Source organism: Heterorhizobium halophytocola (assembly GCF_017873095.1).
GTDB classification, from domain to species: domain Bacteria; phylum Pseudomonadota; class Alphaproteobacteria; order Rhizobiales; family Rhizobiaceae; genus Allorhizobium; species Allorhizobium halophytocola.
Genome location: NZ_JAGGJU010000004.1, coordinates 296,949 through 321,631, shown reverse-complemented (window position 1 = coordinate 321,631; position 24,683 = coordinate 296,949). Strand labels below are relative to the sequence as shown.

Here is a 24,683-nt window from a genome sequence, read left to right as displayed (position 1 = left end):
CTTCGTGCGGATCGTTGGTGGTGAGTTCCGCGGCCGCAATCTGGCCACGCCGAAGACGAACGCGATCCGGCCGACGACCGACCGGACGCGTGAAAGCCTGTTCAATATCCTGGCACATGCCTATCCGGATGCCGTCGATGGCACGCGTATCCTCGATCTGTTCGCCGGCACGGGCGCCGTCGGCATAGAGGCGCTGTCGCGCGGCTGCCGGCAGGCGCTGTTTGTCGAAAACAGCGTCGAGGGCCGCGGTCTGCTCTGGGAAAATATCGATGCGCTCGGCCTGCATGGTCGCGCCAAGATGCTCAGGCGCGACGCGACCGATCTCGGTCCTGTTGCCCGGGTCGAGCCGTTTCACTTCGTCTTCGCCGATCCGCCCTATGCTCAGGGGCTCGGCGAGAAGGCGCTCTCGGCAGCGCATACCGGTGGCTGGATCGTGCCGGAGGCGCTGGTCATCCTGGAAGAGCGGGCCGATGTCGAGCCCGGTCTTGATCCGGCCTTCGTCATGCTCGAAGATCGCGGCTTCGGCGACACGCGGGTGCATTTCTACCGCTACCGCCCATCCTGAAATCCTGACGAGGCGGGAGGTTCGTCCGTGAACGAGATTGTCGTAGACCCGGTCGCTGCCCCTTCCAATGGCTCCATGCCGACGATTGCCCTGGCGCTGGGCGCCGGCGGCGCGCGGGGCCTTGCGCATATCCCGGTTCTGGAAGCGCTGGACGAGATGGGCCTGGAGCCGGTGGCAATCGCCGGCGCGTCCATGGGCGCGATTATCGGTGCCGGCCGGGCGGCCGGTCTTTCCGGATTGGCAATGCGGGACTATGCGATCGAGACGATCGGCAAGCGCGGAACGATCGCCAACAGGCTCTGGTCGCTCGGTCCCGGCAGCATGCGCGACGCGCTTGGCGGTCTGCGCATCGGTCAGTTCAATCTGGAGCGCATTCTCGAGGCTTTCCTGCCGCCGGAAATTCCGAGCGAATTCGCCGAGCTGAAGATTCCGCTGACGGTGATTGCCACCGATTATTACGGCCAGTGCGAGGCGGTGCTGACCGATGGCAAGCTGCATGAGGCGCTGGCGGCATCGGCCGCCATTCCGGCGCTGTTCATGCCCGTCCGGCTGAATGGCCGGGTGATGATCGACGGCGGGCTTTTCAATCCGGTGCCCTACGAGCACCTGCGGGCGGCAGCCGATATCGTCATCGGCGTCGACGTGATCGGCGGCCCCGAGGGCGACGGTACCACGACGCCCACCCGGATGGAGAGCCTGTTCGGCGCCACCCAGCTGATGATGCTCTCGGCCATGCAGCTGAAACTGCAGCTCGGCCGGCCCGACATCTTCCTGCGCCCCCCGGTCAACGCCTTCGGCGTTCTCGATTTCCTCAAGGCGCGTCAGGTGCTGGAGGCGACCGAAGGCGTCAAGGACGAGCTGAAGCGGGAGCTCGAAACGGCAATCGAAGCGCGGATCAAGGCGGGCTGAACGGGGAGGGGGTGCGGTCTTTGGTGGGGCGGTCTTCGTTTCGCGCCACAGCCGATGGCGTCATTTGCAGCCCACCCCCTCTCTCCTGCCGGACATCTCCCCCTCAAGGGGGGAGATCACCGTGTGGCTGGCTCTCGGCTTTAGTCGTGGTAGGTCGGACGACCGAGGAAGACAATCAGATACAGAGCGTTAGATCCTCAATGGGCGTCGGCAGCCTCCCGCAGGGGATCGAGCCTAAGCAGCGCGCCCAGCTGATCTCCCCCTTGAGGGGGAGATGTCCGGCAGGACAGAGGGGGGTGTCGCACGCTCTCACCGCACCCCTCAATCCGCGGCAGCCTTGCTGTCCTCGTCGCTTTCCGGCCGCGGCTCGGTGTATCGCTTGGGCTTGGTGAGCGGTTCGGGGTGGACGGGGCTGTTGAGCAGCATGTCGCGGCCGGCGGTGACGCCGTGGGTCGCCTGGACGCGCAGGCGCTCCTCGTCCCGGCGGCGGATATCGTCCTTGATGGCGATTGCATCCTCCTCGCTGACACCGAGACCTTCCAGGACGCGCTGACCGAACAGCAACCCCGATTCCAGCGTTTCGCGCAGTTCGAAATCGATATCCTTCGCCCGCAGCTCCAGGCTGTGGATACGGTCATAGGCGCGCACGAAGAGCCGGGCGTCGGGGCATTGCTGGCGCACCATGTCGACGATGAAATTGGTGGTCTCCTTCCGCGCGGTGCAGACGGCCACGAGCTTCGCCCTTTCGAGCCCGGCAGCCCGCAGCACGTCGAGCCGGTTGCCGTCACCGAAATAGATGCGGAAGCCGAAGGAGGCGGCCTGGCGCACGCGGTCGGCGGAGTTGTCGATGATCGTGACCTCGCGGCCGCTCGCCAGCAGGATCTGCGCCGCGATCTGGCCGAAGCGTGAAAAGCCGATCATCAGCACGTCGGCCCCCGCCCCGTCGAAATCCTCCTCCAGTTCCTCGTGCGGTTCCTGGATGAGCAGACGGCGCGACAGCAGGGCGGCAAGCGGCGTGCAGGCCATGCTGAGCGTCACGATGGAGATCAGTACCGATGTGGTGCTGGTGGAAAACAGTCCGGCGCTCGACGCCGTGGTGAACAGCACGAAGCCGAACTCTCCGCCCTGCGGCAGCAAGGCGCCGATCCTGACCGCATCATTGTGTGATGAGCCGAACCCACGGGCAAGGCCGTAGAGCACGAGAGCCTTGATCACCATGACCGCCACCACGCCGCCGATGACGAGGGCGATATTGTCGAGGATGGCGCCGAGATCCATCGATAGCCCGACCGCCATGAAGAACAGCGCCAGCAGGATACCGCGAAACGGCTCGATATCGGCTTCCAGTTCGTGCCGGTAGGACGATTCGGCCAGCAGCACGCCGGCCAGGAAGGCGCCCATGGCCATCGACAGGCCGACAGCCTGCATCAGCATGGCCGATCCGAGCACGACGAAGAGGGCCGCCGCGATCATCACCTCGTGCGCACCGGTGCGTGCGATGATCTGGAACAGCGGCGTCAGCAGAAAGCGGCCGGCGACGATCAGCGCGATGATGGTGACGACCGCGATCAGGATGCTCGACCACAGCGGATCGGCAGCCTCGCTGGCGCCATGGCCGCCGAGCAGGCTGACCAGCGCCAGAAGCGGCACGATCGCCAGGTCCTGCAGCAGCAGGATCGAGAAGGCCCGCTGGCCATAACGGGTGTTGCGGTCGTTCATGTCGTCGAGCAGCTGCATGGCAAAGGCCGTCGACGACAGCGCCAGGCCAAAGCCGACGACCAGCCCGCCGCGCCAGGACGTCAGGCCGATCGCCACCGGCAGGGCCGACAGCAGAAGCCCGCTGAGGACCACCTGTGCCGTGCCGAGCGCGAATATGTCGGCCTTCAGCGCCCAGAGGCGCGACGGCTTCAGCTCCAGCCCGATGATGAACAGCAGGAACACCACACCCAGTTCCGCGACGCTGAAAACGCTCTCGGCATCCAGCAGAAGATGCATGATCGGCCCGAGCATGACGCCGGCGGCGAGATAGCCGAGCACGGTGCTGAGCCCGAGCTTGCGGAAGATCGGCGCGGCTGTGACCGCACCGCCAAGCAGGAGCAGGATTTCGTAGAACTGGCCGTGGGAGGCGCTCATGGGCGTCGGTCTGTCTCTTGGTGGCTGATCGGAATACGGCGTTGAGAGGCGGTGAAATGCACAATCGCATGCCATCGCCCTTGATGACCATCGTCTATCACAATAAATGGTGCCGGAACGAAAGGCCAAGCCATGTCCTCTGAATTCGATTCCCAAAGCCTGCTGTCGCGTGCCGAACAGCTTGTCGATCTCGCGCGCAATGCCGGTGCCGATGCCGCCGATGCGGTTGTCGTCCGGTCTCATGGACGGTCCGTCTCCGTGCGCAACGGCAAGGTCGAGTCGACCGACAGCGCCGAGAGCGACGATTTTTCGCTGCGCGTCTTTGTCGGCAAGAAGGTCGCCAGCGTCTCGGCCAATCCCGGCTTCGACCTGACGGCGCTGGCCGAACGGGCGGTCGCCATGGCCAGGGTGTCACCCGAGGATCCCTATGCGGGCCTTGCCGATGACGCCGATATTGCCCGGTCCTATCCCGATCTCGAACTTTTCGATCCGACCGAAATGTCGGCCGAAGAGCTGACCGATGCAGCCCTTGCGATGGAAGGAGCTGCCCTTGCTGTTCCGGGCGTCACGAATTCCGCAGGTTCCGGGGCATCCGCCGGCATGGGCGGGCTCGTGCTGGTGACCTCGCACGGGTTTTCCGGCTCCTACATGGCCTCGCGCTTTTCCCGCTCCGTCGGGGTGATCGGCGGCGAAGGCACGAAGATGGAGCGCGATCACGATTTCGACAGCCGTCTCTATGCCGCAGATCTCGACGATGCCGCGCAGATCGGCAAGCGGGCCGGTGACAGGGTGGTCCGCCGCCTCAACCCGCGCCAGGTGCCGACCGGCTCCAATCTGACGGTGGTCTTCGATCCGCGGGTGTCGCGCGGCTTCGTCGGGCATATCGCCGGTGCGATCAACGGTGCCTCCGTCGCCCGCAAGACCTCCTTCCTGCGCGACAAGATGGGCCAGCAGGTGCTGAAGGCCGGCCTCAACATTACCGATGATCCGCTGCGCATGCGTGGCTCGTCCTCGCGTCCCTTCGACGGCGAGGGGATCAAGGGCGAGGCGTTGACGATGATCGAGGACGGGGTGCTGAAGCACTGGTTCCTCTCCTCGTCCACAGCGCGCGAGCTTGGCCTCAAGACGAACGGGCGCGGTTCGCGCGGCGGCACCACGGTGTCGCCATCCTCGACCAATCTGGCGCTCGAGCCCGGGGATATTGCCCCCGAGGACCTGATCCGTTCGATCGGCACCGGTTTCTACGTCACCGAACTCATCGGCCACGGCGTCGACATGATCACCGGCGAATACAGCCGTGGCGCAAGCGGCTTCTGGATCGAGAACGGAGAGCTCGCCTATCCCGTGTCGGAGGTCACCATCGCCTCCAACCTGAAGGACATGTTCATGCGCCTGACGGTTGCCAACGACATCGATCGCAAGTTCGGCGTTGCCGCGCCGACGATCGCAATCGAGGGCATGACGCTTGCCGGTCTGTGACGGCTGTGCTTAAGCGGTTAGCTCATGACAGATAAAGACAACCACGACTGGCTGCTGGATCTTGCCCTGATCGGCGAGGCGGCACGGCGTGCCGGGGATGTGGCGCTCGGCTATTTCCGCCAGTCGCCGGACGTCTGGTTCAAGAACGAGGGCCGCTCGCCCGTCAGCGCCGCCGATCTTGCCGCCAACACGCTGCTGGAAGAGATGCTGCGTCCGGCCAGACCGACCTATGGCTGGCTGTCGGAGGAAAACGACGACGATGCCGCGCGGCTCGATTGCGAGACGGTCTTCGTCGTCGATCCGATCGACGGCACCCGCGCCTTCATCGCCGGCGAGGAGACCTGGTGCGTCAGTGTCGCGGTGGTTCATCACGGTCGACCCGTTGCCGCCGCCCTTTTTGCTCCCGTCCTTAACGAAGAGTTTCTCGCCGCCGCCGGCCTCGTGCCGACCCGCAATGGCGCGGCAATCGCGGTGTCTCAGCCGCAAGGCGACGCGCCGCTCCGGCTGGCAACGCCCCAGGATCTGCTCGGCTCCGTCGAGCCGGGCCTGCGCCAAACGCTGGAACGCGTGCCCCACATTCCCTCTCTGGCCTACCGTCTGGCGATTGTGGCGGATGGCAGGATCGATGCGACGCTGGTCAAGCGCAACTCCCACGACTGGGATCTAGCGGCCGCCGACCTGATCCTCGAACGCGCCGGCGGCCTGCTGTGTGGGCTGGACGGACAACCGCTGCGCTACAATCGGCCTGATGTTCGCCACGAAATGCTGTGTGCCGCGCCGATCGGTATCATGCCGCGGCTGCTGCAGGGTCTTGGCGGGCGCGCTCCCGGTTGACCTTTGCGCTGAAATCGCGCAGATGAGGGCCGACGAAAACCCAACGGAAAGACCAGAGCAATGACGGAAAACGAAGGCAAGAAGCAGCTTCTTCACCTCGTCTTCGGTGGCGAATTGACGAGCCTGACGGAAGTCCAGTTTCGCGACCTGAACGACCTGGACATCGTCGGAATTTATCCCGACTATGCAAGCGCGCTGACGGCGTGGAAGTCGAAGGCGCAGCAGACGGTGGACAATGCCCATATGCGGTATTTCATCGTCCACATGCACCGGCTGCTGAATCCGGCCGAAAAGACAGCCTGACTATTCGTTTCCTGATGCCCGAAGCCAGCTGGTTGTCGGGCATCATTATTTAAGCAAAATTTTACTTCACTTGTTTTCCTGCGTCCGCTGCGTTTTCCTGACAGCAGGCGCGTCACACGCAAAAACGGGTTTGTAGACGCAATGCGCAGCGGAATGGCATCGATCGCACTTGCCGCCTACCGTCTGGCAGGCATCGCAGCCTATCCATTCAGCGGCTTGCTGTTTGCCGTGCGCGCGGCCAAGGGCAAGGAAGACCGCGCCCGCAAGCCCGAGCGCTTCGGTTATCCGAGCCTGGAACGGCCCGATGGTCCTCTCGTCTGGGTGCATGCCGCCAGTGTCGGCGAGACGCTGGCCGTCGTGCCGCTGATGCGCGAGCTCAAGCGGCGCGATATCCATGTGCTGCTGACCTCGGGCACCGTCACCTCCGCCGAAGTCATCAACCGGCGTCTCGGCGACGAGGTGATCCACCAATATGTGCCGCTTGATGTCGAGCCGGCGATCGGCCGCTTTCTCAACCACTGGAAGCCGGATGCCGCGATTTCGGTCGAGTCGGAGATCTGGCCGACGACGATCCTGGAGTTGTCGCGGCGCCACGTACCGCAGATTCTGGTCAATGCCCGCATTTCCGATCGCTCCTACAAGCGTTGGATGAACAACCACGGGGTGGCCGAACAGCTGTTCGGCAAGCTCGGCCTGGTGATCGCCCAGTCCGATCTCGACGCGGAACGCTACAGGGATCTCGGTGCCTGGCCTGTCTCGGCCGCCGGCAATATCAAGGTCGATACCGATGCGCCGGCTTGCGATCCGCAATTGCTGGCCCGCTATCGGGGCCAGGTCGGCAAGCGCCGGACATGGGCCGCGATCTCCACCTTCGAGGGCGAGGAGCAGGCGGCCGTCATGGTGCACCGGGCGCTGAAGGCGAAGAACGACCAGCTGACCATCATCGTGCCGCGCCATCCCGAACGCGCCGACGAACTCGCGGCGATGATGGTATCCAAGGGCCTGAAGGTGGCCCGTCGCAGCCGCGATGACGTGATCGGCGCCGATACCGACATCTTTCTCGGCGACACGATCGGCGAGATGGGGCTCTATCTGCGGCTGACCGAGATCGCCTTTGTCGGCCGGTCGCTGATGACGGCGGAAGGCGGACAGAATCCGCTGGAGCCGGCCATGCTCGGCTGCGCCGTGCTGTCCGGTCCGAAGGTCAACAATTTTCGTGAAAGCTATCAGAAGCTGGTGCGCTGCGGCGGCGCCAAGATCATCCGGGACGCAGAAATGCTGGCAAAGGCCGTCCATTTCCTGTCCACCAATGACCTTGCACGGCACAAGATGATCGACGCGAGTTCCGAATGCGTACAGAACATGCGCGGCGCGCTGGCCACGACGATGAAGGGGCTGGAACCCTATCTCAACCCGCTGACGGTCAAGGCGCGGCTGGAGCCGCGCTCGCAGGTCCGTTGACCGGTCTGAACGCAGGAGGCGACATGACATTCTCGGCGATCAAGGGCATCCTGTTCGACAAGGACGGCACGCTTCTCGATTTCGACAAGAGCTGGGAAGTCGTCAATCGCGAGGTGACGCTCATGGCGGCGTCGGGCGATCAGGCGATCGCCGACCGGTATCTTGACCGTTGCGGCATGGACCCGGTCACCGGCCATATTCGCGCCGACAGCCTGTTTGCCTCCGGTAACACGCGCGAACTGGCAGAAAGCCTGATTGCCGATGGTGCCGGTCATGGGCTGGAAGACCTGGTCGAGCGGATCGACATCGCCTTTGCTGCTGCCGCCGACCACTCGGTTGCGATCACAGAACTTGCGGATCTCTTCGCGGCGTTGAAGGACCAGGGTTTCGCACTCGGCATTGCCTCCAGCGACAACGAACGGTCGATCCGCCGCACGGTCGAGCGTTTCGCCCTGACGCCCTATGTCGATTTCGTCGCCGGCTATGACAGTGGCCATGGCGTCAAGCCCACCGCCGGCATGGTTCTCGGCTTCTGCGCCGCAACCGGTCTTCGGCCGGCACAGGTGGCGGTGGTCGGCGACAACAACCACGATCTGCATATGGGGCTGAATGCCGGGGCGGGACTGAAGATCGGCGTGCTCTCGGGCACCGGTTCGCGCGAAAGCCTGCAGGCGGACAGTGACATGCTGATCCCGGATATTTCCCATTTGCCGGGCCTGCTTGGCGCAAGTACGCCCGCCTGAGGCGCCAAGATTTCCGGATCGCCTTGCACGATCAAGGCTTTGGCGTCTATTTAGAAGACCGTAATTGTCAGGCGGACAGCAAGGCCCGCAGGGGAGAGTTGAGTATATGATTTCGGACGCGCCGCCCTTCTGGTGGAAAAGGCCGGACTGGCGGGCCCGCATGCTCTGGCCGATCAGCTTTCTCTATGGACGCATTGCCGGCTGGCGCATGCGCGCCAAAAGCCCGCGCAAGGTGCCGGTGCCGGTGATCTGTGTCGGCAATTTTACCGTCGGCGGGGCGGGCAAGACGCCGACGGCCCTGACGCTCGGGCGCGCGGCGCGCGCCAGGGGGCTGACGCCCGGCTTTCTCAGCCGCGGCTATGGCGGTTCGCTCGATGTGACGACGCGGGTCGATTACGATCACCACAAGGCGGCGGCCACCGGCGACGAACCGCTGCTTCTCGCCCGCGAAGGGCTGACGGTCATCTCCCGCAGACGGCTCGCCGGCGCCAGGATGCTGATCGAGCAGGGCGCCGACCTGATCATCATGGACGACGGTTTCCAGAGCAATGCGCTCTACGCCGATTTCGCGCTGGTGGTGATCGACACCCATCGCGGCATCGGCAATGGCCATATCGTGCCGGGCGGCCCCATGCGTGCACCGCTGAAACGGCAGATGGCGCGGCTGTCGGCGATCCTGAAGGTCGGGTCCGGCCCGGCCGCCGACAAGATCGTGCGCAGCGCGGCACGCGCCGGAAAGCCGATCTATGTCGGGACGATCACGCCGCGAGAGACCGAATGGCTGGCCGGCACCAGGGTTCTGGCCTTTGCCGGGATCGCCGATCCGGACAAATTCTACCGCACGGTCGAGGAGGAGGGGGGCGTCATCGTCGAGCGGCGCGGCTTTGCCGACCACCAGCCGCTCAGCGACGACGAGATCGAGGAACTGCTGTCGGTGGCCTCGGCGCAGGATCTGGTTCTGGTGACAACGGCCAAGGATCTCGTGCGGTTGCGCCACGGGCATGGCCGCTCGGCGGACCTGGCGGCGCTTGCAAGAGTGGTGGAGGTCGACATGGCCTTCGACGATCATCAGGCGCCGGGCAAGATCATCGATCTGGCAATCGATGCCTATCGCCGTCGCCGCAATGCGGATGGTCCGCAACAGGGTCGCGTGAAACGCGGCTGAGGCTGGGCAGAGGATCTCGGCGCCCTGGGCTTGGTGCGAAACCCGGCTGGCCGTTACCGCTTCTGGTTCGGCAACGCGCCGGCGCTCTTTTCCGCATCCAGCGATGCCGCGCAGTCGACATAAGGCTCTTGGCGGCTGACGCTCCAGTAGCGCAGTTCCTCGAGCGGGATCGACTTGCCGGTCATGGCGCAGGTGACGTGCGAGCCGGGCGACAGGATCTGGAAGTCGGCATCGAGATATTTGAGCCGCGCTTCGCGGTTTCCACCGTTGTCGAACCGGTTCAACATGACCTTGCCCTTTCGTGCTCTGCGTAACCCTGAGATAACCGGGCTCGTGCGCGATTTCCAGAAAAACTTGATGACGCGGGCCATGTCGAGCGCGACCGGCGTCAACTGCGACCGAACAGGCGTTCGATATCGCTGAGCTTCAGTTCGACATAGGTCGGCCGGCCATGATTGCACTGGCCGGATCCCGGCGTCACTTCCATCTGCCGCAGCAGCGCGTTCATCTCCTCGACCCGCAGCACGCGGCCCGACCGCACCGATCCGTGACAGGCCATGGTGGCGGCGACATGCTCGAGCTTGGCGGCAAGCCCGCCGGCGGTGTCCCATTCGGCGATCTCGTCGGCCAGCTGGCGCACCAGCGCCGGCGAATCCACCTCGCCCAGCATGGCCGGCGTTTCGCGCACGGCAATGGCGCCCGGCCCGAAGCGTTCGATCGCCAGGCCCAGCTTGTCGAGTTCCTCGGCATGGGCGATCAGCCGGTCGCAATCTTCTTCCGGCAGGTCGATGATCTCGGGGATCAGCAAACCCTGCGAGGGCAGGCGCCGGCCGCGCAGCGCCGTGCGCAGGCTCTCGAACACGAGTCGCTCATGGGCGGCATGCTGGTCGACGATGACGAGCCCGTCGCCGGTCTGGGCGACGATATAGTTTTCGTGCACCTGCGCGCGGGCGGCGCCGAGCGGATGCTGTGCGGGCATCTCGATTGCGCCATTCGGGCGCGCCGCCGCCATTTCGGCCGGTTCGCTGCGCGCGGAGGGTGACTGGAAGTCGGCAAAACGGGCCTGTTGCGCCTCTCCAAAGCCGGACGCTCCGCCAAAGCTGCTTGCGGGGCTGCCGAAAGGCCGGCTGGGCGAACCCGAGGCGCTCCAGTTGGCGGCAGGTGCCGGCTGCGCCGAAAACCCCGGCCGGAAGGCGCGCATCATGCCGCTTGCGCCGGTGGTCGAGGCGCGGTCGCCCTCCCGGTGCAGCGCCTCGCGAACGGCACCGACGATCAGGCCGCGCACCAGTTGCGGATCGCGGAAGCGCACATCCGACTTTGCCGGATGGACATTGACGTCGACCATGGCGGGATCGAGCGTCAGCGACAGCACGGCGACTGGATAACGGCCCTGCGGAATGGTCTCGGCATAGGCACCGCGAATGGCTGACAGGATCAGCTTGTCCTGCACCGGGCGGCCGTTGACGAAGGCGTATTGATGGGCGGAATTGCCGCGATTGAAGGTCGGCACGCCGGCAAAGCCCGTCAGCCCCACATCCTCGCGCGCCGCGTCCAGTTCGATGGCGTTTTCGCGGAAGTCCGCGCCGAGGATCTGCGCGATGCGGGCCAGGCGGTCCTCGCCGGTGGCGTTGAGTTCGAGCGTCGAGCGGTCCGAGCCCGACAAGGTAAAGCGCACCTGGGGGAAGGCGATCGCCAGCCGCTTGACCATTTCGGTGATCGCGGCCGCTTCCGCCCGCTCGGTTTTTAGAAATTTCAGCCGCGCCGGCGTGGCGAAGAACAGGTCGCGCACCTCGACGACGGTGCCGGGATTGGCACCGGCCGGGCGCACATCGGACACCTTGCCGCCTTCGATCGCGATCTCGAAACCGTCGCCGCCCTTCAACCGGCTGGAAATCGTAAGCCTGGCGACCGAGCCGATCGACGGCAATGCCTCGCCACGAAAGCCGAGGCTGCGGATATCGTCGAGGCCGCCGCTGATCTTCGAGGTGCAATGCCGTCGCACGGCAAGCACCAGATCCTCGGCGCTCATCCCAGAGCCGTTGTCGGTGACCCGCAGCAGGGCCTTGCCGCCGCCGGCCGTCGCGATTTCGATCCGGGTCGCCCCGGCATCGATGGCATTCTCGATCAGTTCCTTAGCAGCGCTTGCGGGACGTTCGATGACCTCGCCGGCGGCTATCTGGTTGATCAGTGTTTCTGAGAGTTGCTGGATGGCCATGATCCATTTTCGCGGATTCGCGGATCGGAGGGAAGGGGGCGCATCAGAAGGCTCGTGATTCTTAAGAGATTTGCGCGTATGTTTTCAAGCTGTGGCAAAATTCAATCGGAACGAGACGCGGCGTGGGTGCGCAAGAAGACCAGCAAGGACCGGATGCGGCCGGTGAACGGCCGTCGGACACCTACACCGATCCGCTGACGCGACTGGGCAATCGCAATCGACTGCGCGACAAGGTCGCCATGCTGGTGTCGGAGCGGGCCGCCGATCCGGCGCCGTTCACCATTGCCCTCGTCAATCTTGATGGCTTCCGGCCGATCAATGATCTTTTCGGCACGGTCGGCGGCGACGAAATCCTCTCCCAGGTGGCGCACCGGCTGAAGGCCTGCGTACCCGAGGGCGCGATGGTGGTGCGCGATCGCGGCGATGGTTTCGCGCTGCTCCTGCCGCTGGTCTTCGAGGAGCAGACGGCGATCCGGCTCGGCGAGCTGATCAAGGACGTGCTGTCGGCCCCCTATGACCTGGGCGATCGCAATGTGCGGCTCTCCGCCTCGCTCGGCTTTGCCATCTATCCGTTTGCAGGGGATGAATTCGATGCGCTGATCAAATCGGCGGAAACCGCGCTTTATCGTTCCAAGCGCCAGGGGCGTGGCGCGATTACGGTCTATTCGACGACGATTGCCGAGGACATGCGTCGCGCCACGCAACTGGAGCAGACGCTGCGCAATGCGATCATCAACGACGTGATCGACGTGCATTTCCAGCCGATCGTCCGGCTGAAGGACACGCGGCTGGTCGGTTTCGAGGCGCTGGCCCGCTGGAACGATCCGGAACTCGGTTTCGTCTCGCCCGCGGTCTTCGTGCCGCTTGCCGAAGAGCGCGGCTTTATCGACACCCTGTCGGAGGCGCTGTTGCGCAAGGCGGCGGAATCGATGCTCGCCTGGCCGCCGGAACTGTTCCTGTCATTCAACCTGTCGTCGGCGCAGATGACCGATCCACGCACGGCGGTCAACACGCTGGCCATTCTCGACAGCGTCGGTGTCGATCCCTATCGCATCGAGCTCGAGATCACCGAGACGGCGGTGATGACGTCGCCCGACACCGCAAGGCGGATCATCGCCGAATTGCGGTCGGCCGGCATTGCCATCGCGCTCGACGATTTCGGCACGGGCCAGTCGAGCCTCGGGCGCCTGCGCGATTTCATCTTCGACAAGGTGAAGATCGACCGGGCTTTCGTGTCCGGTATCGACCAGGATCGCGCGGCCGCCCATATCGTCAAGGCGGTGGTAGCCATGTGCGAGGGGCTGGGCCTGAAGACGGTGGCCGAGGGTATCGAAACGCCCGAGGAGGGCGAGACGCTACGCAGTCTCGGCTGCGGCATGGCGCAGGGCTATTTCTTCGGCAAGCCCGCCGATGCGGCAGCCACGCTCGCCTATATCAAGAATGCCGGTCTGCCCAGGGCCGCTTCCTGGAGCTGAGCGCTCGCCGACGAGCGGGCCAAGCTGCCCTCAAGACGGACTGACCCCGAACAGCGTTCGACGGCGGGAATGATAGCTTCCCTCCTGGAAATAGCTGTTGGTCCAGCGGTCGGTTGGATCGAGATAGACCACCTTGCCCAGTTGGCCGCCCTGGCCGCCGTCCGCGTCCGGCCCCTGGCCCGGCGCTTGCCCGCGTCCCGCCACGGCATTCGCCACGGTGCGAAAATAGAAGTGGTTGAACAGGCGAAAGAATTCCGTCGTGTAGATGTCGGCCACCCGGCTGTCGCCCGAGATCAGCAGCATGTTCTCGTCGTTCGACGACAGGGAGGCGGGCGAGAAATTGGCCGATCCGGAAAAGATCTGCGGGCTTGCCGTCAGGGGATCGATCGCCATCAGCTTGGTATGGACGTAGAAGACATGGCCCTCGTGGCGGAAATGGTCTTCCTCCAGCAGCCACTGGTCGAGCTTCCAGCCCGGCAGCTTGCGCCCGAAGGTGTCGCGACCGAGCGGCATGCCGAGCGCGATGCGCGTGTCGCGGTCCCGCTCCAGCATGGCCTGGGTTTCCGGGCTTGCATTGGCCCGCTCCATCAGCAGGAAGCGCAGGTAGTCGCGATCATTGTCGAAATGTGCGGCCAGTTCGCGGGTCACGCCGAAGGCCGCCGTCAGCATCACCGTCTGCTCCGCCGCATCGATCCGCTCGCCATACCATTTGAGCATGCGTTGCGAAGGGCGGGGAGAAAACACCACCGAGGTGCCATGCCCCGGCAGCGGCCCCTTGGGCTCGGGATTGTTGGCGTCGACCCAGGCCTTCAGCTGCTTGCGGTCCGGGTCTGTCGCCAGCTGTTGCCAATAGTCGTTGTAGGTCGACGCGACGACCGGATCGCGGACCAGGTGCCCGACATTGGTCTGGCCGAGAAAGCCCGAGGGGGTGATGTTGGTCGATCCGGTCCACAGCGTCTGCGGCACGCCGTCCTTCAACAGGATCATGAACTTGTTATGGGGAATGGAGATGTGCCGGGTGCGCTTGTGGAAGGTCAGGCCGGCGACATCGGCATATTGGGCGACCGTTTCCAGATTGGCTTTGGCGGTCACATCGATGTCCAGTTCGCCGGAGGCGAGCACATGGCCGGCATCGAAGATCACCTGCACCTTGGCGCCGGCCATGGCGGCGGCCCTCAGGGCGTCCAGAACGGGCTTGTAGGTGAGCTCGTAGAAACAGCAGCGCAGCTCGAAGGACGGGCCACCGGCCTCGGCGATGAAGCCGAGCGCTGCCTCGAGAAGCCCGCGCGACAGCCAGCGAACCTCTTCATCGGCAGGATCGTCCGGATTTGCCGGAGCGCGGTTGCCGAAACGCTCGGCAAAGGCCTGGCTGACGATCGCCCCGCGATTGAAGAACACCGAATGGGTGCCGGTCTCGCTCTCCTCTGTGCGTACCGCAATTGTCAGATCCGTGCCAGGCCGCAGGTGGGCCGGGTCGCCATCGGCCGGGAAGAACATCGGGCGGATGACATAGTGGTAGCGCTCGCCGGGTTCGGCGGAATAGTGACCCCAGAGGAAGGACTGGATCGGATGGTCGTGCGTCGACCGCCGCTCGCCGGGCTTCGGGTCGGGGACACGGCTTTTGAAGAACTTGAACCCGCGCAGCCATCGCGGCCCCTCGGGGCCGACCATGCCGATCGCGAAGCCTGCCAGATGGCGGCGCGCTTCCGGCGTCGCATTCATCGCCAGCAGCACCGCGTGACTGCCGGAAATCGCGTGGACGGAAAAGCCGTCCGCCTTCTCGGAACTGCGCATGACCGGATCCTCCCGGACGTCCAAAAAGGTTGGCGCGTCGTGAAATGCTACTTTTGCGTGTTGTCGGGCGGAAGGCAAGGGATAATGTTGTCACGCCGCAAGCGCAGTTGCGGCCGGGTCATCGGGCACCGCGGACGGCTTGTCTTCATGCATAAAAAAAGCGGCGCCGAAGCACCGCTCTTTTTTTGGGATGTAATCCCGCCAGCTGATCAGTTGCCGGTCGTCGACGAAGTGGTCGTCGCGTCAGGCTGCTGGGCAGTCGTGTCCTTCTGAGCCTGCTGCTGGTCCAGAGTCTTAAATTCCGGAGCAGACTTCAGCGCATCGGCTGTTTCCGTCGTGGTCAGCTTGACATCGTCACCGCCATCTTCGTGGGAAATGGTGATCTTGTCGAGCGGAAGGGCGACGTTCTTTTCACCCATGCCGAGGAAACCGCCAACGCCGATCACTGCGGCAGCAACCTGGCCGTCCTTGGTGATGATCAGGTCGTTGATATCGCCGATGCTTTCATCCTTGCCGTTATAAACGGACGAACCGATGAATTCGTTGGCGCTGACCTGCGTTTCCGACTGTTCGGTCAGATAGGTGCCGCTGGTGGCAGCGTCGTTCTTGGCCATCGGCTTTACGGCGCTGTTGGCGTCGGTCGACATGCTGTCCTTCGACATCGAGCCGTCGGTCGCACCGGCATCCGGGGTCTGAACGGCCGGAGCGGACGTGTCGGCGGCAGGAGCCTTGGTGGTCGCATCCTGAGCCATTGCAAGCGGTGCCATGGCGGTGGAGCCGAGCAGGGTGGCGGCGGCGATAAGCTTCAGAGTCTTCCTCATAGGGGTATCCTTTCCTCTCTCTCTTGGTCTTATGACGAGGCCGTTTATGGCGACCGCGTCGGTTCGAGAGGAAAATGCACAGAGCCTGCGTCGGTTCCGAAAGAAATACCGATGTTTTGCATAAAATTGCCGTCAGGCGCTCCCTGGGGGCAGGTCAAGGCGCGCCAGGAAATCTCGCAAATTCAGGTGCTTAAAGCCTGTAATCGGGTTCCGCGCGGCCCCTCACGGTGATGCCCAGTTCAAAGGTCTGCCCGTCTGCAGGCGTGGCGGCATCGCCGAGCCCGTCGCGCGCCGTCGTCACCAGAAGGCGGTCGAGCGCGGGTCCGATAAAGGCCGGGCAGCTGGGTTGCCGGGCAGGCACGAGATAGCGTGCGACATGCTGCCCGGACGAATCGTAGCGGTCGACCGCGCCGGCACCCCAGCGCGCATTGATGATGTCGCCATCGGCATCGCAGACGGCACCGTCGAAGTCGCCTAGTGCGCCGTCGTTCTCGATCAGCACTTGCGGTGTGGCAAGCGGCAGGCCGGTATGCGGGTCTATCTTCACCGTCATCAGGTGGCCGATCTTGGAGTCGGTATAATAAGCGGTTGCCCCGTCGGGCGAAAAGCAGATCGCATTCGGGATGGAGATCTGCGGAAACAGCGTCGTCACCTTGCCGCCGGCAACATGGTAGATGGCGCCGGCCTTCTCTTCCGCCGATTTGCCCATTGTCCCGATCCACAATGCGCCGGAGCGATGAACCCGTCCGTCATTGGACCGGTTGCCGGGCTTTTCCGGCTCGAGCGCCGTCAGAAAGGTCAGCACGCCGGTGTCGGTCTCGCGCAGGAAAAGCCCGTCCTCCGTTGCCATCAGCTGGCGGTGGCCGTCGATCCGGGCAAGCACGCTGGCCATGAAGGGGAGGGCGTGAACCTGCTTTTCGCCGCTGGAGAGCTGGAGCTGGTGCAGTTCGCGGCCCTTGATGTTGAACCACCAGGCAGTGTCCGTTGTCGGATCATAGGTCGGCCCTTCGCCCAGCGTCAGCTGCTGCGCACACAGGATCGTGCCGGTGAATTCTACAGTTTCGACCATTTTCGCCACTCCTCCACATTGCGGTGTGCCGTCCATGCCGCGCAAACGGCATCGTTGTGTGTCACAATTTTACACGGGACACTGGACTGCGCGCTGTTTGTACGGCTATGGTCGGCGAAAGAAAAGGATGAGATTCGCGATTGTTCATGCCTTGCGATGCCCGCGGCCATTCTCTATCAAAACAGGGTGGTCTAATATTTCGAAGGCTGGATCTTATTGTTAAGAATGCTTATTATTTCAAACCTTTCTGCGTTCCAGATATTCCGAGCACGATCCGTTCATTGAAACTCATCTTCGGTATGGGTCTTTCTGTGGCCATAGTAACCTGTTGCGGTAAGTGAATACTGCCTAGCGCGCATTAAAGAGCCATATATGTCCACGGTTGATAGTCTTTCTTTAGTGAGTGCAGTCGGGGCGCTCATAGACGAGTTGCATCAGTTCAAGACGCAGTTCGATGTCTTCAGGTTCATGAAGCGCTTGACCGAGCTGTCCGGCATGCGGGCGTTTATTGTCGGTCATATGCCGGCATCGACGTCACCGGATCTGGCCAGCAATTCGATCATCTCCAACTGGCCGGCAGATCTTCTGAACAATTACGACCAGCATCACATGCTGGCGGAAAGTTCTTCGCTTCACATCCTGCGCAGCTCGACCATCCCGCTGCAATATGATTTCAATGTCTCGGAGAATGGCGAAATGGCCGGCGCACAACTGGTGCGACGCGATCTGTTTGCGCGGTTCAGCATGCCGCGGGGGGCGATGTTCCCGGTGCACGACGCCAGCAACAATCGCGGCATCGTCGTATTCTCCGGCGATCGTGAGCCGTTCTCCCTGCCGGAAATGATGGCGCTGTCATATCTTTCAGCCCATGTCTACAACCGGCTGGCGGAGATCCGCGAACTCGACAATCGTGCCACCGAAATGCTGACGGAACGCGAGATCGATTGCCTGAACTGGACGGCGGCCGGCAAGACCAGTGTCGAGATTGCCGAGATCCTCGGCCTCTCCGAGCACACCATCAATCACTATCTCAACCGCGCCACCCGCAAGCTCGATACCGTCAACCGCACCCAGGCGGTGGCCAAGGCCTTGCGCATCGGGCTCATCAAGTAAATCGACACCGGGGCGGGATTATCGCCTGCAGAGGATTGTCCGGCGGTCGCTTTTCGCTCATGAATGCTGCCATGCACAATCCCGATCTGACAATCCTGGTCATCGATGAAAACGCGATCCGGGCCTCGGTCATCGAGGCGGGGCTGCTGGCGGCCGGCCATCGCCAGATCACCATCACGCGGGAAGTGTTGGGGGTGGCGCGCGAGATCGAGCGGCTGGCACCCGATGTCATCGTCATCTCGCTCGAAAATCCCAACCGTGACATGCTGGAAAGCATGTTCCAGCTCTCCCGCTCGGCCAAGCGGCCCATTGCCATGTTCGTCGACCGTTCCGACGACGGCATGATCTCGGCCGCCGTCGAGGCGGGCGTCTCGGCCTATGTGGTGGACGGCCTGCGGCAGGAGCGCGTCAAGCCGATCCTCGATATGGCAATCAGCCGCTTCAACGCCTTCTCCCGCATGGCCCGGGAACTGGAAGAGGCGCGCACGGAACTCGAAAACCGCAAGCTGGTCGATCGGGCCAAGGGCATCTTGATGCGGACCAAGGGTATTTCCGAAGACGAGGCCTACAAGCTGTTGCGTTCGACGGCGATGAAGCAGAACAGGAAAATGGCGGAAATTGCCCAGAGCCTTATCATGGCTGCGGGATTGCTAGGGGACTGAAGGATGGCGAATGCGCGCGAGATGACTGTAGGCTTCATGCCGCTCTTCGACAGCTGCATTCTGATTGCAGCGGCCGAAAAGGGGTTTGCAAGCGACGAGAATCTCGATCTGCATCTGATGCGCGAGACGTCCTGGGCGAGCATCCGCGACCGCATCGCGGTCGGCCACTTCCAGGCGGCGCATATGCTCGGTCCGATGCCAATTGCCGCCAATCTCGGCCTGCATCCGATGGCTGCCCCGATGATCTGCCCGATGGCGCTGAACCTTGGCGGCAATGCGATCACCGTGTCGAAGGATCTGCATGCCGGCATGCTCGCCAATGGTCATGTCGATGACCTGGAGCCGCATGGAGCGGGGCGGGCACTCAAGGCCACCATCGCGGCGCGCCGTGCCGAGGGCAGGCCGGCCCTGCGCTTTGCAGTCGTGCATTTTCATTCCGGGCACAATTACGAACTGCGCTACTGGCTGTCGGCCTGCGGCATCTCGCCCGACAGCGATGTCGAGATCGTTGCCGTGCCGCCGTCGCTGATGCCGGATGCGCTGGAACTCGGCCGTATCGACGGCTACTGTGTCGGCGAGCCGTGGAACACCATTTCCGTCGACCGCGACATCGGCCGGATCGTCGCCGTCAAGGCGCGCATCTGGCGCAACAGTCCGGAAAAAGTGCTGGGTGTGTCCAAGCCTTGGGCCGACGACAACCGCGATCTGCTCGACGCGCTTCTGCGTGCCTGCTACCGCGCCGCGCAATGGTGCGGCAATCCTGAGAACATCGAGGAACTGGCCGGCATCATGGCCGCGCCCCAGCATCTCGGGGTCGAGGGTCGCCTGCTGCTGCCGGAGCTTACCGGCCGGATCAATCCGGCGCCGGGCGTCACCGTCCCGGTCGAGGATTTTCTCGTGCTCAGCCGTCGCGCCGCGACCTTTCCGTGGCAGAGCCATGCGCTGTGGTTCTACAGCCAGATGGTGCGCTGGGGTGACTGCCGGCACAGCGCCGAGAACGCCGAGATAGCCCGAAATTCCTACCGGCCGGATATATTCCGCCAGGCGCTGAAGCCGATCTTCGCCGCCATGCCGGCCGCCAACCTGAAGGTCGAGGGTGCCTTGACCGTCGAGCAGGATGTCGGCACGACCGCCGGTCGCCTGACGCTCGGCCCCGATGGCTTCTTCGACGGCAAGATTTTCGATCCCGACAGGCTCGAGGAATACATCGCCAGCCAGATGCCCGGTTTCGCAACTGCGTGATATGTTTGCATGCAGGTCAAGGTGCGGCCCAAATTTTGAGCAGCACTTTCGACGCTGTTTTTGCCCTGAAGCTCTGCGACATTCGGTCAACCATCTGAAAATCATGCATTAATTTTTTATCTTGCAAACTGGCATGATTCCTGCATGCTAATGCACAAGTCCAGAGGGGACTGACCATAAATGCGTCCAATGAAGGACGCTCAAGGCGAAGCCGCCAAACCCGTACCAAGTGCCGTATGTGCAATTGGGTCTCAGGGTTTGGCGGCTTTTTTTGTTTTTGAGCGTCCCATTTTCAATCGCAATTCGGCCGGTGAACCGGCCGTTCGGGAAAACAGGGAACTGACGATGACCGCCACTTTCTTACGCCGTTCGATGTTGATGGCCGTGCTGCTCGGTTCGAGCGCGCTCGCCGCCCATGCCGAGATGCTCGATGTCGAGAAGGACGAGCTGAAATTCGGCTTCATCAAGCTCACCGACATGGCGCCGCTCGCCATTGCCAAGGAAAAGGGCTTCTTCGAGGACGAGGGCCTCTATGTCACGCTGGAGCCGCAGGCCAACTGGAAGGTGCTGCTCGACCGGGTGATCACCGGCGAACTCGACGGCGCCCACATGCTGGCCGGCCAGCCGCTGGCCGCCACCATCGGCTTCGGCACCAAGGCCCACATCGTCACGCCGTTCTCGATGGATCTCAACGGCAATGGCATCACCGTTTCCAATTCGGTCTGGGAGGCGATGAAGAAGAACGTGCCCGTCGGTGCCGACGGCAAGCCGCAGCATCCGATCAAGGCCGACGCGCTGAAGCCGGTGATCGACAGCTACAAGGCCAGTGGCAAGCCGTTCAACATGGGCATGGTCTTTCCGGTCTCCACCCATAATTACGAGCTGCGCTACTGGCTCGCCTCCGGTGGCATCAATCCGGGCTATTATTCGCCAAGCGACGTCTCCGGCCAGATCAAGGCCGACGCGCTGCTCTCCGTCACCCCGCCGCCGCAGATGCCGGCCACGCTCGAGGCCGGAACCATCGAAGGCTATTGCGTCGGCGAGCCGTGGAACCAGGCGGCCGTGTTCAAGGGCATCGGCGTTCCCGTCATCACAGACTACGAGATCTGGAAGAACAATCCGGAAAAGGTCTTCGGCCTGACCGAGGAGTTCACCGAGAAATATCCGAACACGACGCTGGCGCTGACCAAGGCGCTGATCCGCGCCGCCGAGTGGCTGGACGAGAACAACAATGCCAATCGCGCCGAAGCGGTGAAGATCCTGTCCAAGTCCGAATATGTCGGGGCGGACGCAGAAGTGATCGCCAATTCGATGACCGGCACCTTCGAATACGAAAAGGGTGACAAGCGCGACGTGCCCGATTTCAACGTCTTCTTCCGCTACAACGCGACCTATCCCTTCTATTCCGATGCCGTCTGGTACCTGACCCAGATGCGCCGCTGGGGCCAGATCCCGGAAAGCCACGACGATGCCTGGTACGACGCGACCGCCAAGTCGGTCTACAAGCCGGACATCTACATGAAGGCAGCCCAGATGCTGATCGACGAAGGCAATGCCAGCAAGGAAGATTTCCCCTTCGACACCGACGGCTACAAGCCGGCGACTGCCGATTTCATCGACGGCATTTCCTATGACGGCAAGACGCCAAATGCCTACATCGACAGCCTGTCGATCGGCCTGAAGGGTACCGAGAAGATCAACGGCTCGCAGATCGTCGGCGGTTGATGGCAATTGCCGGGGGAGGGTGTTGCACAACGCCTTCTCCCTGCCGCCAAGCCGCATTTTTCACATTCACTCGCCTCCACTCGCCTCATTCGCCAGGGATCAAGGATCAGATCATGACCGATGCGACCGAAACCTTCAGCGCAGTCGCCGCCGAGAAAGCCGCACGCCGCGAACGCATGTTCCAGCGCATCAACCGCGCCTCGCGCTGGCTCGATGCCCTGGGCCTTGCCTGGTTGACGCCGATCCTCAGGATCGCCGCCGGCGACAGCCTGTCGGAGCAGTTGTCCGAACTGAAGCGGGTGCTGATCATTCCGCTGATCGGCATTGTCGTCTTCATCCTCGCCTGGGGCGTGCTGGCCCCGAAGGTTCAGACCTCGCTCGGTGCCATCCCGGGTCCGGTCGAGGTGTCGCAGCAGGCCGGCGCCCTCTGGCAGGACTATCTCGACGAGCGGGCCAAGGCTAGGGCCTTCTATGTCCGCCAGGACGAGCGCAATGCCAAGCTGGTGGCTGAAGGGCATCCGGACCGGGTCAAGGAGCGCGCCTATACCGGCCGTCCGACCTATCTCGACCAGATCGGCACCTCGCTTCTGACGGTGGGGCTCGGTTTCATCATCGGCACGCTGATCGCGGTGCCGGTCGGCATTGCCTCCGGCCTGTCGAAAACCTTCAATGGCGCCATCAACCCGCTGATCCAGATCTTCAAGCCGGTCTCGCCGCTCGCCTGGTTGCCGATCGTCACCATGATCGTCTCGGCCCTCTATGTCGATCCGATGGACTGGCTGCCGAAGTCGATGGTCATCTCGGCCATCACCGTCACACTCTGTTCGCTCTGGCCGACGCTGATCAATACCGCCGTCGGCGTCGCCTCGATCGACAAGGATCTGGTCAATGTCGGCAAGGTTCTGCAGCTGTCGACCGGTACGACGATCCGCAAGCTGGTCCTGCCCTCGGCCCTGCCGCTGATCTTCACCGGCCTGCGACTGTCGCTGGGCGTGGGCTGGATGGTGCTGATCGCGGCTGAAATGCTGGCGCAGAACCCGGGGCTCGGCAAGTTCGTCTGGGACGAGTTCCAGAACGGATCGTCCACCTCGCTTGCCCGCATCATGGTCGCTGTCATCACCATCGGCATCATCGGTTTTGTGCTCGACCGCATCATGTATGCGCTGCAGTCGGCCTTCACCTTCTCGACCAACCGCTGAGGAGGGGATGATGGCTATTCTCCAGCTCAAGGACGTTTCGAAGGGTTTTGGCGACGGCAAAGCCCGCAATGACGTGCTGACCGATGTCAACCTGGAGGTCGCCGAGGGCGAGTTCATTGCCATTGTCGGCTTTTCCGGCTCGGGCAAGTCGACGCTGATCTCGCTGCTGACGGGGCTGACACAGCCGGACGCAGGAAGCGTCACCTTCAAGGGAAGCGAGATCACCGGCCCCGACAGTGCCCGCGGCGTCGTCTTCCAGAACTATTCGCTGATGCCGTGGCTCTCGGTTCGCGCCAATGTGGCGCTGGCCGTCGATGCCGTCCACATGGGCAAGACCCGGACTGAACGGGCGGAGCTGGGCGAGCGCTATATCGCGATGGTCGGCCTCGCCCACGCCGCGGACCGCAAGCCGGCCGAATTGTCCGGTGGCATGCGCCAGCGGGTGTCGGTCGCCCGCGCGCTGGCAACCCAGCCGGAGGTCCTGCTGCTCGACGAGCCGCTGTCGGCGCTCGACGCGCTGACGCGCGGCAAGCTGCAGGACGAGTTCGCGGCGATCTGCGAGCAGGAAAAGAAGACCATCGTTCTCGTCACCAATGACGTCGACGAGGCCATTCTCCTGGCCGACCGGATCATCCCCTTGACACCGGGCCCCAAGGCGACCCTCGGCAGAAGCTTCGACGTCAAGCTTGCCCGGCCGCGTGACCGGGCCGACATGAATTCCGACGAGGAGTTCGTGCGCATCCGCGCGCAGGTGACCGAGTATCTGATGGATCTGGGCAAGGCCCGCAGCCAAGATCTGGAAACCGAGATCGCGCTGCCGAATGTCACGCCGATCACGCAGAAGCCGCAGGCGGAAAAGCTTCCCGCCGCCTATGCCGCCAGGTCCCGCTCGGCCATCGACAAGGGCTATGTCGAGTTCTTCGAGGTAAAGAAGGTCTATCCGACGCCGAAGGGGCCGCTGACCGTGGTGGATGGCTTCGACCTGAAAATGCGCCAGGGCGAGTTCATTTCGATCATCGGCCATTCCGGCTGCGGCAAGTCGACCGTGCTCTCCATGGTCGCCGGTCTCAATCCGATCTCCGGTGGCGGCATCATCCTCGACGGCCGCGAAGTGGCCGGCGCGGGTCCGGACCGGGCCGTGGTGTTCCAGGCGCCGTCGCTGATGCCCTGGCTGACGGCGCGCGAAAACGTCGCGCTAGGCGTCGACAAGGTCTATCCCGACGCCACGCCTGGCGAACGCCGCGACGTCGTCGAATATTACCTGTCCAAGGTCGGTCTCGGCGACAGCATGCATCGCATGGCGGCCGACCTGTCGAACGGCATGAAACAGCGCGTCGGCATTGCCCGCGCCTTTGCGCTGTCGCCGAAGCTGCTGCTGCTGGATGAACCCTTCGGCATGCTCGACAGCCTGACCCGCTGGGAACTGCAGGAAGTCCTGATGGATGTGTGGAAGCGCACCCAGGTGACCGCGATCTGCGTCACCCACGACGTCGATGAAGCCATTCTGCTCGCCGACCGGGTGGTGATGATGTCGAACGGCCCGAACGCCCGCATCGGCAACATCATGGAGGTCGACCTGCCGCGTCCGCGCAGCCGCAAGGGCCTGCTCGCCCATCCCGACTACTATGCCTATCGCGAGGAATTGCTGGAATTTCTCGAGGCCTATGAAGGCGGCGCCAACCCGAGCGCCGAGCAACTCGCATCCATCGAAGAAAAATGCGCCGCCCGCATGAAGCGCCAGCGCGCCGCCCGTACTGAAGCCGCGGAATAGGAGAG

General features: G+C 63.5%; 21 protein-coding genes. 15 read left to right on the top strand and 6 right to left on the bottom strand.

Going from position 1 to position 24,683, the window contains the following annotated elements:
* Positions 1-4 precede the first annotated feature (4 nt).
* The gene (gene rsmD, locus J2Z17_RS09365) at positions 5-565 is read left to right on the top strand and encodes a 16S rRNA (guanine(966)-N(2))-methyltransferase RsmD (RefSeq protein WP_209944160.1); all 561 of its coding nucleotides are present in this window, start codon (positions 5-7) and stop codon (positions 563-565) included.
* Between the two features lie 75 nt (positions 566-640).
* Positions 641-1,474: a patatin-like phospholipase family protein gene (locus tag J2Z17_RS09360; RefSeq protein ID WP_209944355.1), complete on the top strand. Its 834-nt coding sequence runs from the start codon at positions 641-643 to the stop codon at positions 1,472-1,474.
* A gap of 321 nt (positions 1,475-1,795) precedes the next feature.
* On the opposite strand, the gene J2Z17_RS09355 is transcribed toward J2Z17_RS09360, so the two are convergent.
* Entirely contained in the window at positions 1,796-3,607 is a 1,812-nt protein-coding gene (locus tag J2Z17_RS09355) for a monovalent cation:proton antiporter-2 (CPA2) family protein (protein ID WP_209944158.1), read from the bottom strand.
* Between the two features lie 132 nt (positions 3,608-3,739).
* Here J2Z17_RS09355 and J2Z17_RS09350 point away from each other — a divergent pair, with 132 nt between their 5' ends.
* The 6 genes from J2Z17_RS09350 to lpxK all read left to right on the top strand — a co-directional run bounded on the left by J2Z17_RS09350 (position 3,740) and on the right by lpxK (position 9,592).
* Positions 3,740-5,086 carry a TldD/PmbA family protein gene (locus J2Z17_RS09350; RefSeq protein WP_209944156.1) on the top strand — a complete coding sequence of 449 codons (1,347 nt, stop codon included), beginning with the start codon at positions 3,740-3,742 and terminating at the stop codon, positions 5,084-5,086.
* A 24-nt stretch (positions 5,087-5,110) separates the two neighbouring features.
* Positions 5,111-5,920, top strand: a complete 810-nt coding sequence (locus J2Z17_RS09345; protein ID WP_209944154.1) for a 3'(2'),5'-bisphosphate nucleotidase CysQ — start codon at positions 5,111-5,113, stop codon at positions 5,918-5,920.
* Between the two features lie 60 nt (positions 5,921-5,980).
* A complete protein-coding gene (locus tag J2Z17_RS09340) occupies positions 5,981-6,223 on the top strand; it encodes a DUF4170 domain-containing protein (RefSeq protein ID WP_209944152.1) in 243 nt (80 codons plus the stop codon).
* A gap of 141 nt (positions 6,224-6,364) precedes the next feature.
* Positions 6,365-7,684, top strand: coding sequence for a lipid IV(A) 3-deoxy-D-manno-octulosonic acid transferase (gene waaA / locus J2Z17_RS09335; RefSeq protein ID WP_209944150.1), 1,320 nt, complete (start codon positions 6,365-6,367; stop codon positions 7,682-7,684).
* A 23-nt stretch (positions 7,685-7,707) separates the two neighbouring features.
* Positions 7,708-8,427 carry an HAD family hydrolase gene (locus J2Z17_RS09330; protein WP_209944148.1) on the top strand — a complete coding sequence of 240 codons (720 nt, stop codon included), beginning with the start codon at positions 7,708-7,710 and terminating at the stop codon, positions 8,425-8,427.
* Positions 8,428-8,533: 106 nt separating this feature from the next.
* Entirely contained in the window at positions 8,534-9,592 is a 1,059-nt protein-coding gene (gene lpxK / locus J2Z17_RS09325; protein ID WP_209944146.1) for a tetraacyldisaccharide 4'-kinase, read from the top strand.
* A gap of 53 nt (positions 9,593-9,645) precedes the next feature.
* Here lpxK and J2Z17_RS09320 read toward each other — a convergent pair whose 3' ends face one another.
* Together J2Z17_RS09320 and mutL are read right to left on the bottom strand one after the other, a co-directional pair.
* On the bottom strand, positions 9,646-9,879 hold the full coding sequence (locus J2Z17_RS09320) for a DUF2093 domain-containing protein (protein WP_377300046.1): 234 nt from the start codon (positions 9,877-9,879) through the stop codon (positions 9,646-9,648).
* Positions 9,880-9,980: 101 nt separating this feature from the next.
* Positions 9,981-11,807 (bottom strand): DNA mismatch repair endonuclease MutL, encoded by a 1,827-nt coding sequence (gene mutL / locus J2Z17_RS09315; protein WP_209944144.1) that lies wholly within the window; start codon positions 11,805-11,807, stop codon positions 9,981-9,983.
* A 122-nt stretch (positions 11,808-11,929) separates the two neighbouring features.
* Between mutL and J2Z17_RS09310 the strand changes: the two genes are divergently transcribed.
* Complete coding sequence (locus tag J2Z17_RS09310; protein WP_342454390.1) at positions 11,930-13,282, top strand: putative bifunctional diguanylate cyclase/phosphodiesterase; 1,353 nt, start codon at positions 11,930-11,932, stop codon at positions 13,280-13,282.
* 30 nt (positions 13,283-13,312) lie between these two features.
* Here J2Z17_RS09310 and J2Z17_RS09305 read toward each other — a convergent pair whose 3' ends face one another.
* The 3 genes from J2Z17_RS09305 to J2Z17_RS09295 all read right to left on the bottom strand — a co-directional run bounded on the left by J2Z17_RS09305 (position 13,313) and on the right by J2Z17_RS09295 (position 16,966).
* Positions 13,313-15,076 (bottom strand): phospholipase D-like domain-containing protein, encoded by a 1,764-nt coding sequence (locus J2Z17_RS09305; RefSeq protein ID WP_209944142.1) that lies wholly within the window; start codon positions 15,074-15,076, stop codon positions 13,313-13,315.
* 209 nt (positions 15,077-15,285) lie between these two features.
* On the bottom strand, positions 15,286-15,897 hold the full coding sequence (locus J2Z17_RS09300; RefSeq protein WP_209944140.1) for a PRC-barrel domain-containing protein: 612 nt from the start codon (positions 15,895-15,897) through the stop codon (positions 15,286-15,288).
* A gap of 190 nt (positions 15,898-16,087) precedes the next feature.
* Positions 16,088-16,966, bottom strand: a complete 879-nt coding sequence (locus tag J2Z17_RS09295) for an SMP-30/gluconolactonase/LRE family protein (protein ID WP_209944138.1) — start codon at positions 16,964-16,966, stop codon at positions 16,088-16,090.
* Between the two features lie 372 nt (positions 16,967-17,338).
* Here J2Z17_RS09295 and J2Z17_RS09290 point away from each other — a divergent pair, with 372 nt between their 5' ends.
* From J2Z17_RS09290 to J2Z17_RS09265, 6 genes are all read left to right on the top strand, one after another.
* Complete coding sequence (locus J2Z17_RS09290) at positions 17,339-18,079, top strand: helix-turn-helix transcriptional regulator (RefSeq protein WP_209944136.1); 741 nt, start codon at positions 17,339-17,341, stop codon at positions 18,077-18,079.
* A gap of 71 nt (positions 18,080-18,150) precedes the next feature.
* Positions 18,151-18,741 (top strand): ANTAR domain-containing response regulator, encoded by a 591-nt coding sequence (locus tag J2Z17_RS09285; RefSeq protein ID WP_209944134.1) that lies wholly within the window; start codon positions 18,151-18,153, stop codon positions 18,739-18,741.
* A 3-nt stretch (positions 18,742-18,744) separates the two neighbouring features.
* A complete protein-coding gene (locus tag J2Z17_RS09280; RefSeq protein WP_209944132.1) occupies positions 18,745-19,983 on the top strand; it encodes a CmpA/NrtA family ABC transporter substrate-binding protein in 1,239 nt (412 codons plus the stop codon).
* A 345-nt stretch (positions 19,984-20,328) separates the two neighbouring features.
* Complete coding sequence (locus tag J2Z17_RS09275) at positions 20,329-21,708, top strand: CmpA/NrtA family ABC transporter substrate-binding protein (protein ID WP_209944130.1); 1,380 nt, start codon at positions 20,329-20,331, stop codon at positions 21,706-21,708.
* Between the two features lie 113 nt (positions 21,709-21,821).
* Positions 21,822-22,907 (top strand): ABC transporter permease, encoded by a 1,086-nt coding sequence (locus J2Z17_RS09270; protein ID WP_209944128.1) that lies wholly within the window; start codon positions 21,822-21,824, stop codon positions 22,905-22,907.
* Between the two features lie 10 nt (positions 22,908-22,917).
* Positions 22,918-24,678 carry an ABC transporter ATP-binding protein gene (locus J2Z17_RS09265; RefSeq protein ID WP_209944126.1) on the top strand — a complete coding sequence of 587 codons (1,761 nt, stop codon included), beginning with the start codon at positions 22,918-22,920 and terminating at the stop codon, positions 24,676-24,678.
* Positions 24,679-24,683 lie beyond the last annotated feature (5 nt).

What these genes read in the sequence shown, in the direction of transcription:
- J2Z17_RS09360 (WP_209944355.1), top strand. Translation starts at nt 641, where the DNA reads ATGCCGACGATTGCCCTGGCGCTGGGCGCCGGCGGCGCGCGGGGCCTT.
- J2Z17_RS09355 (WP_209944158.1), bottom strand. Translation starts at nt 3,607, where the DNA reads ATGAGCGCCTCCCACGGCCAGTTCTACGAAATCCTGCTCCTGCTTGGC.
- J2Z17_RS09350 (WP_209944156.1), top strand. Translation starts at nt 3,740, where the DNA reads ATGTCCTCTGAATTCGATTCCCAAAGCCTGCTGTCGCGTGCCGAACAG.
- J2Z17_RS09345 (WP_209944154.1), top strand. Translation starts at nt 5,111, where the DNA reads ATGACAGATAAAGACAACCACGACTGGCTGCTGGATCTTGCCCTGATC.
- J2Z17_RS09340 (WP_209944152.1), top strand. Translation starts at nt 5,981, where the DNA reads ATGACGGAAAACGAAGGCAAGAAGCAGCTTCTTCACCTCGTCTTCGGT.
- waaA (WP_209944150.1), top strand. Translation starts at nt 6,365, where the DNA reads ATGCGCAGCGGAATGGCATCGATCGCACTTGCCGCCTACCGTCTGGCA.
- J2Z17_RS09330 (WP_209944148.1), top strand. Translation starts at nt 7,708, where the DNA reads ATGACATTCTCGGCGATCAAGGGCATCCTGTTCGACAAGGACGGCACG.
- lpxK (WP_209944146.1), top strand. Translation starts at nt 8,534, where the DNA reads ATGATTTCGGACGCGCCGCCCTTCTGGTGGAAAAGGCCGGACTGGCGG.
- J2Z17_RS09320 (WP_377300046.1), bottom strand. Translation starts at nt 9,879, where the DNA reads ATGTTGAACCGGTTCGACAACGGTGGAAACCGCGAAGCGCGGCTCAAA.
- mutL (WP_209944144.1), bottom strand. Translation starts at nt 11,807, where the DNA reads ATGGCCATCCAGCAACTCTCAGAAACACTGATCAACCAGATAGCCGCC.
- J2Z17_RS09305 (WP_209944142.1), bottom strand. Translation starts at nt 15,076, where the DNA reads ATGCGCAGTTCCGAGAAGGCGGACGGCTTTTCCGTCCACGCGATTTCC.
- J2Z17_RS09300 (WP_209944140.1), bottom strand. Translation starts at nt 15,897, where the DNA reads ATGAGGAAGACTCTGAAGCTTATCGCCGCCGCCACCCTGCTCGGCTCC.
- J2Z17_RS09295 (WP_209944138.1), bottom strand. Translation starts at nt 16,966, where the DNA reads ATGGTCGAAACTGTAGAATTCACCGGCACGATCCTGTGTGCGCAGCAG.
- J2Z17_RS09290 (WP_209944136.1), top strand. Translation starts at nt 17,339, where the DNA reads ATGTCCACGGTTGATAGTCTTTCTTTAGTGAGTGCAGTCGGGGCGCTC.
- J2Z17_RS09285 (WP_209944134.1), top strand. Translation starts at nt 18,151, where the DNA reads ATGCACAATCCCGATCTGACAATCCTGGTCATCGATGAAAACGCGATC.
- J2Z17_RS09280 (WP_209944132.1), top strand. Translation starts at nt 18,745, where the DNA reads ATGGCGAATGCGCGCGAGATGACTGTAGGCTTCATGCCGCTCTTCGAC.
- J2Z17_RS09275 (WP_209944130.1), top strand. Translation starts at nt 20,329, where the DNA reads ATGACCGCCACTTTCTTACGCCGTTCGATGTTGATGGCCGTGCTGCTC.
- J2Z17_RS09270 (WP_209944128.1), top strand. Translation starts at nt 21,822, where the DNA reads ATGACCGATGCGACCGAAACCTTCAGCGCAGTCGCCGCCGAGAAAGCC.
- J2Z17_RS09265 (WP_209944126.1), top strand. Translation starts at nt 22,918, where the DNA reads ATGGCTATTCTCCAGCTCAAGGACGTTTCGAAGGGTTTTGGCGACGGC.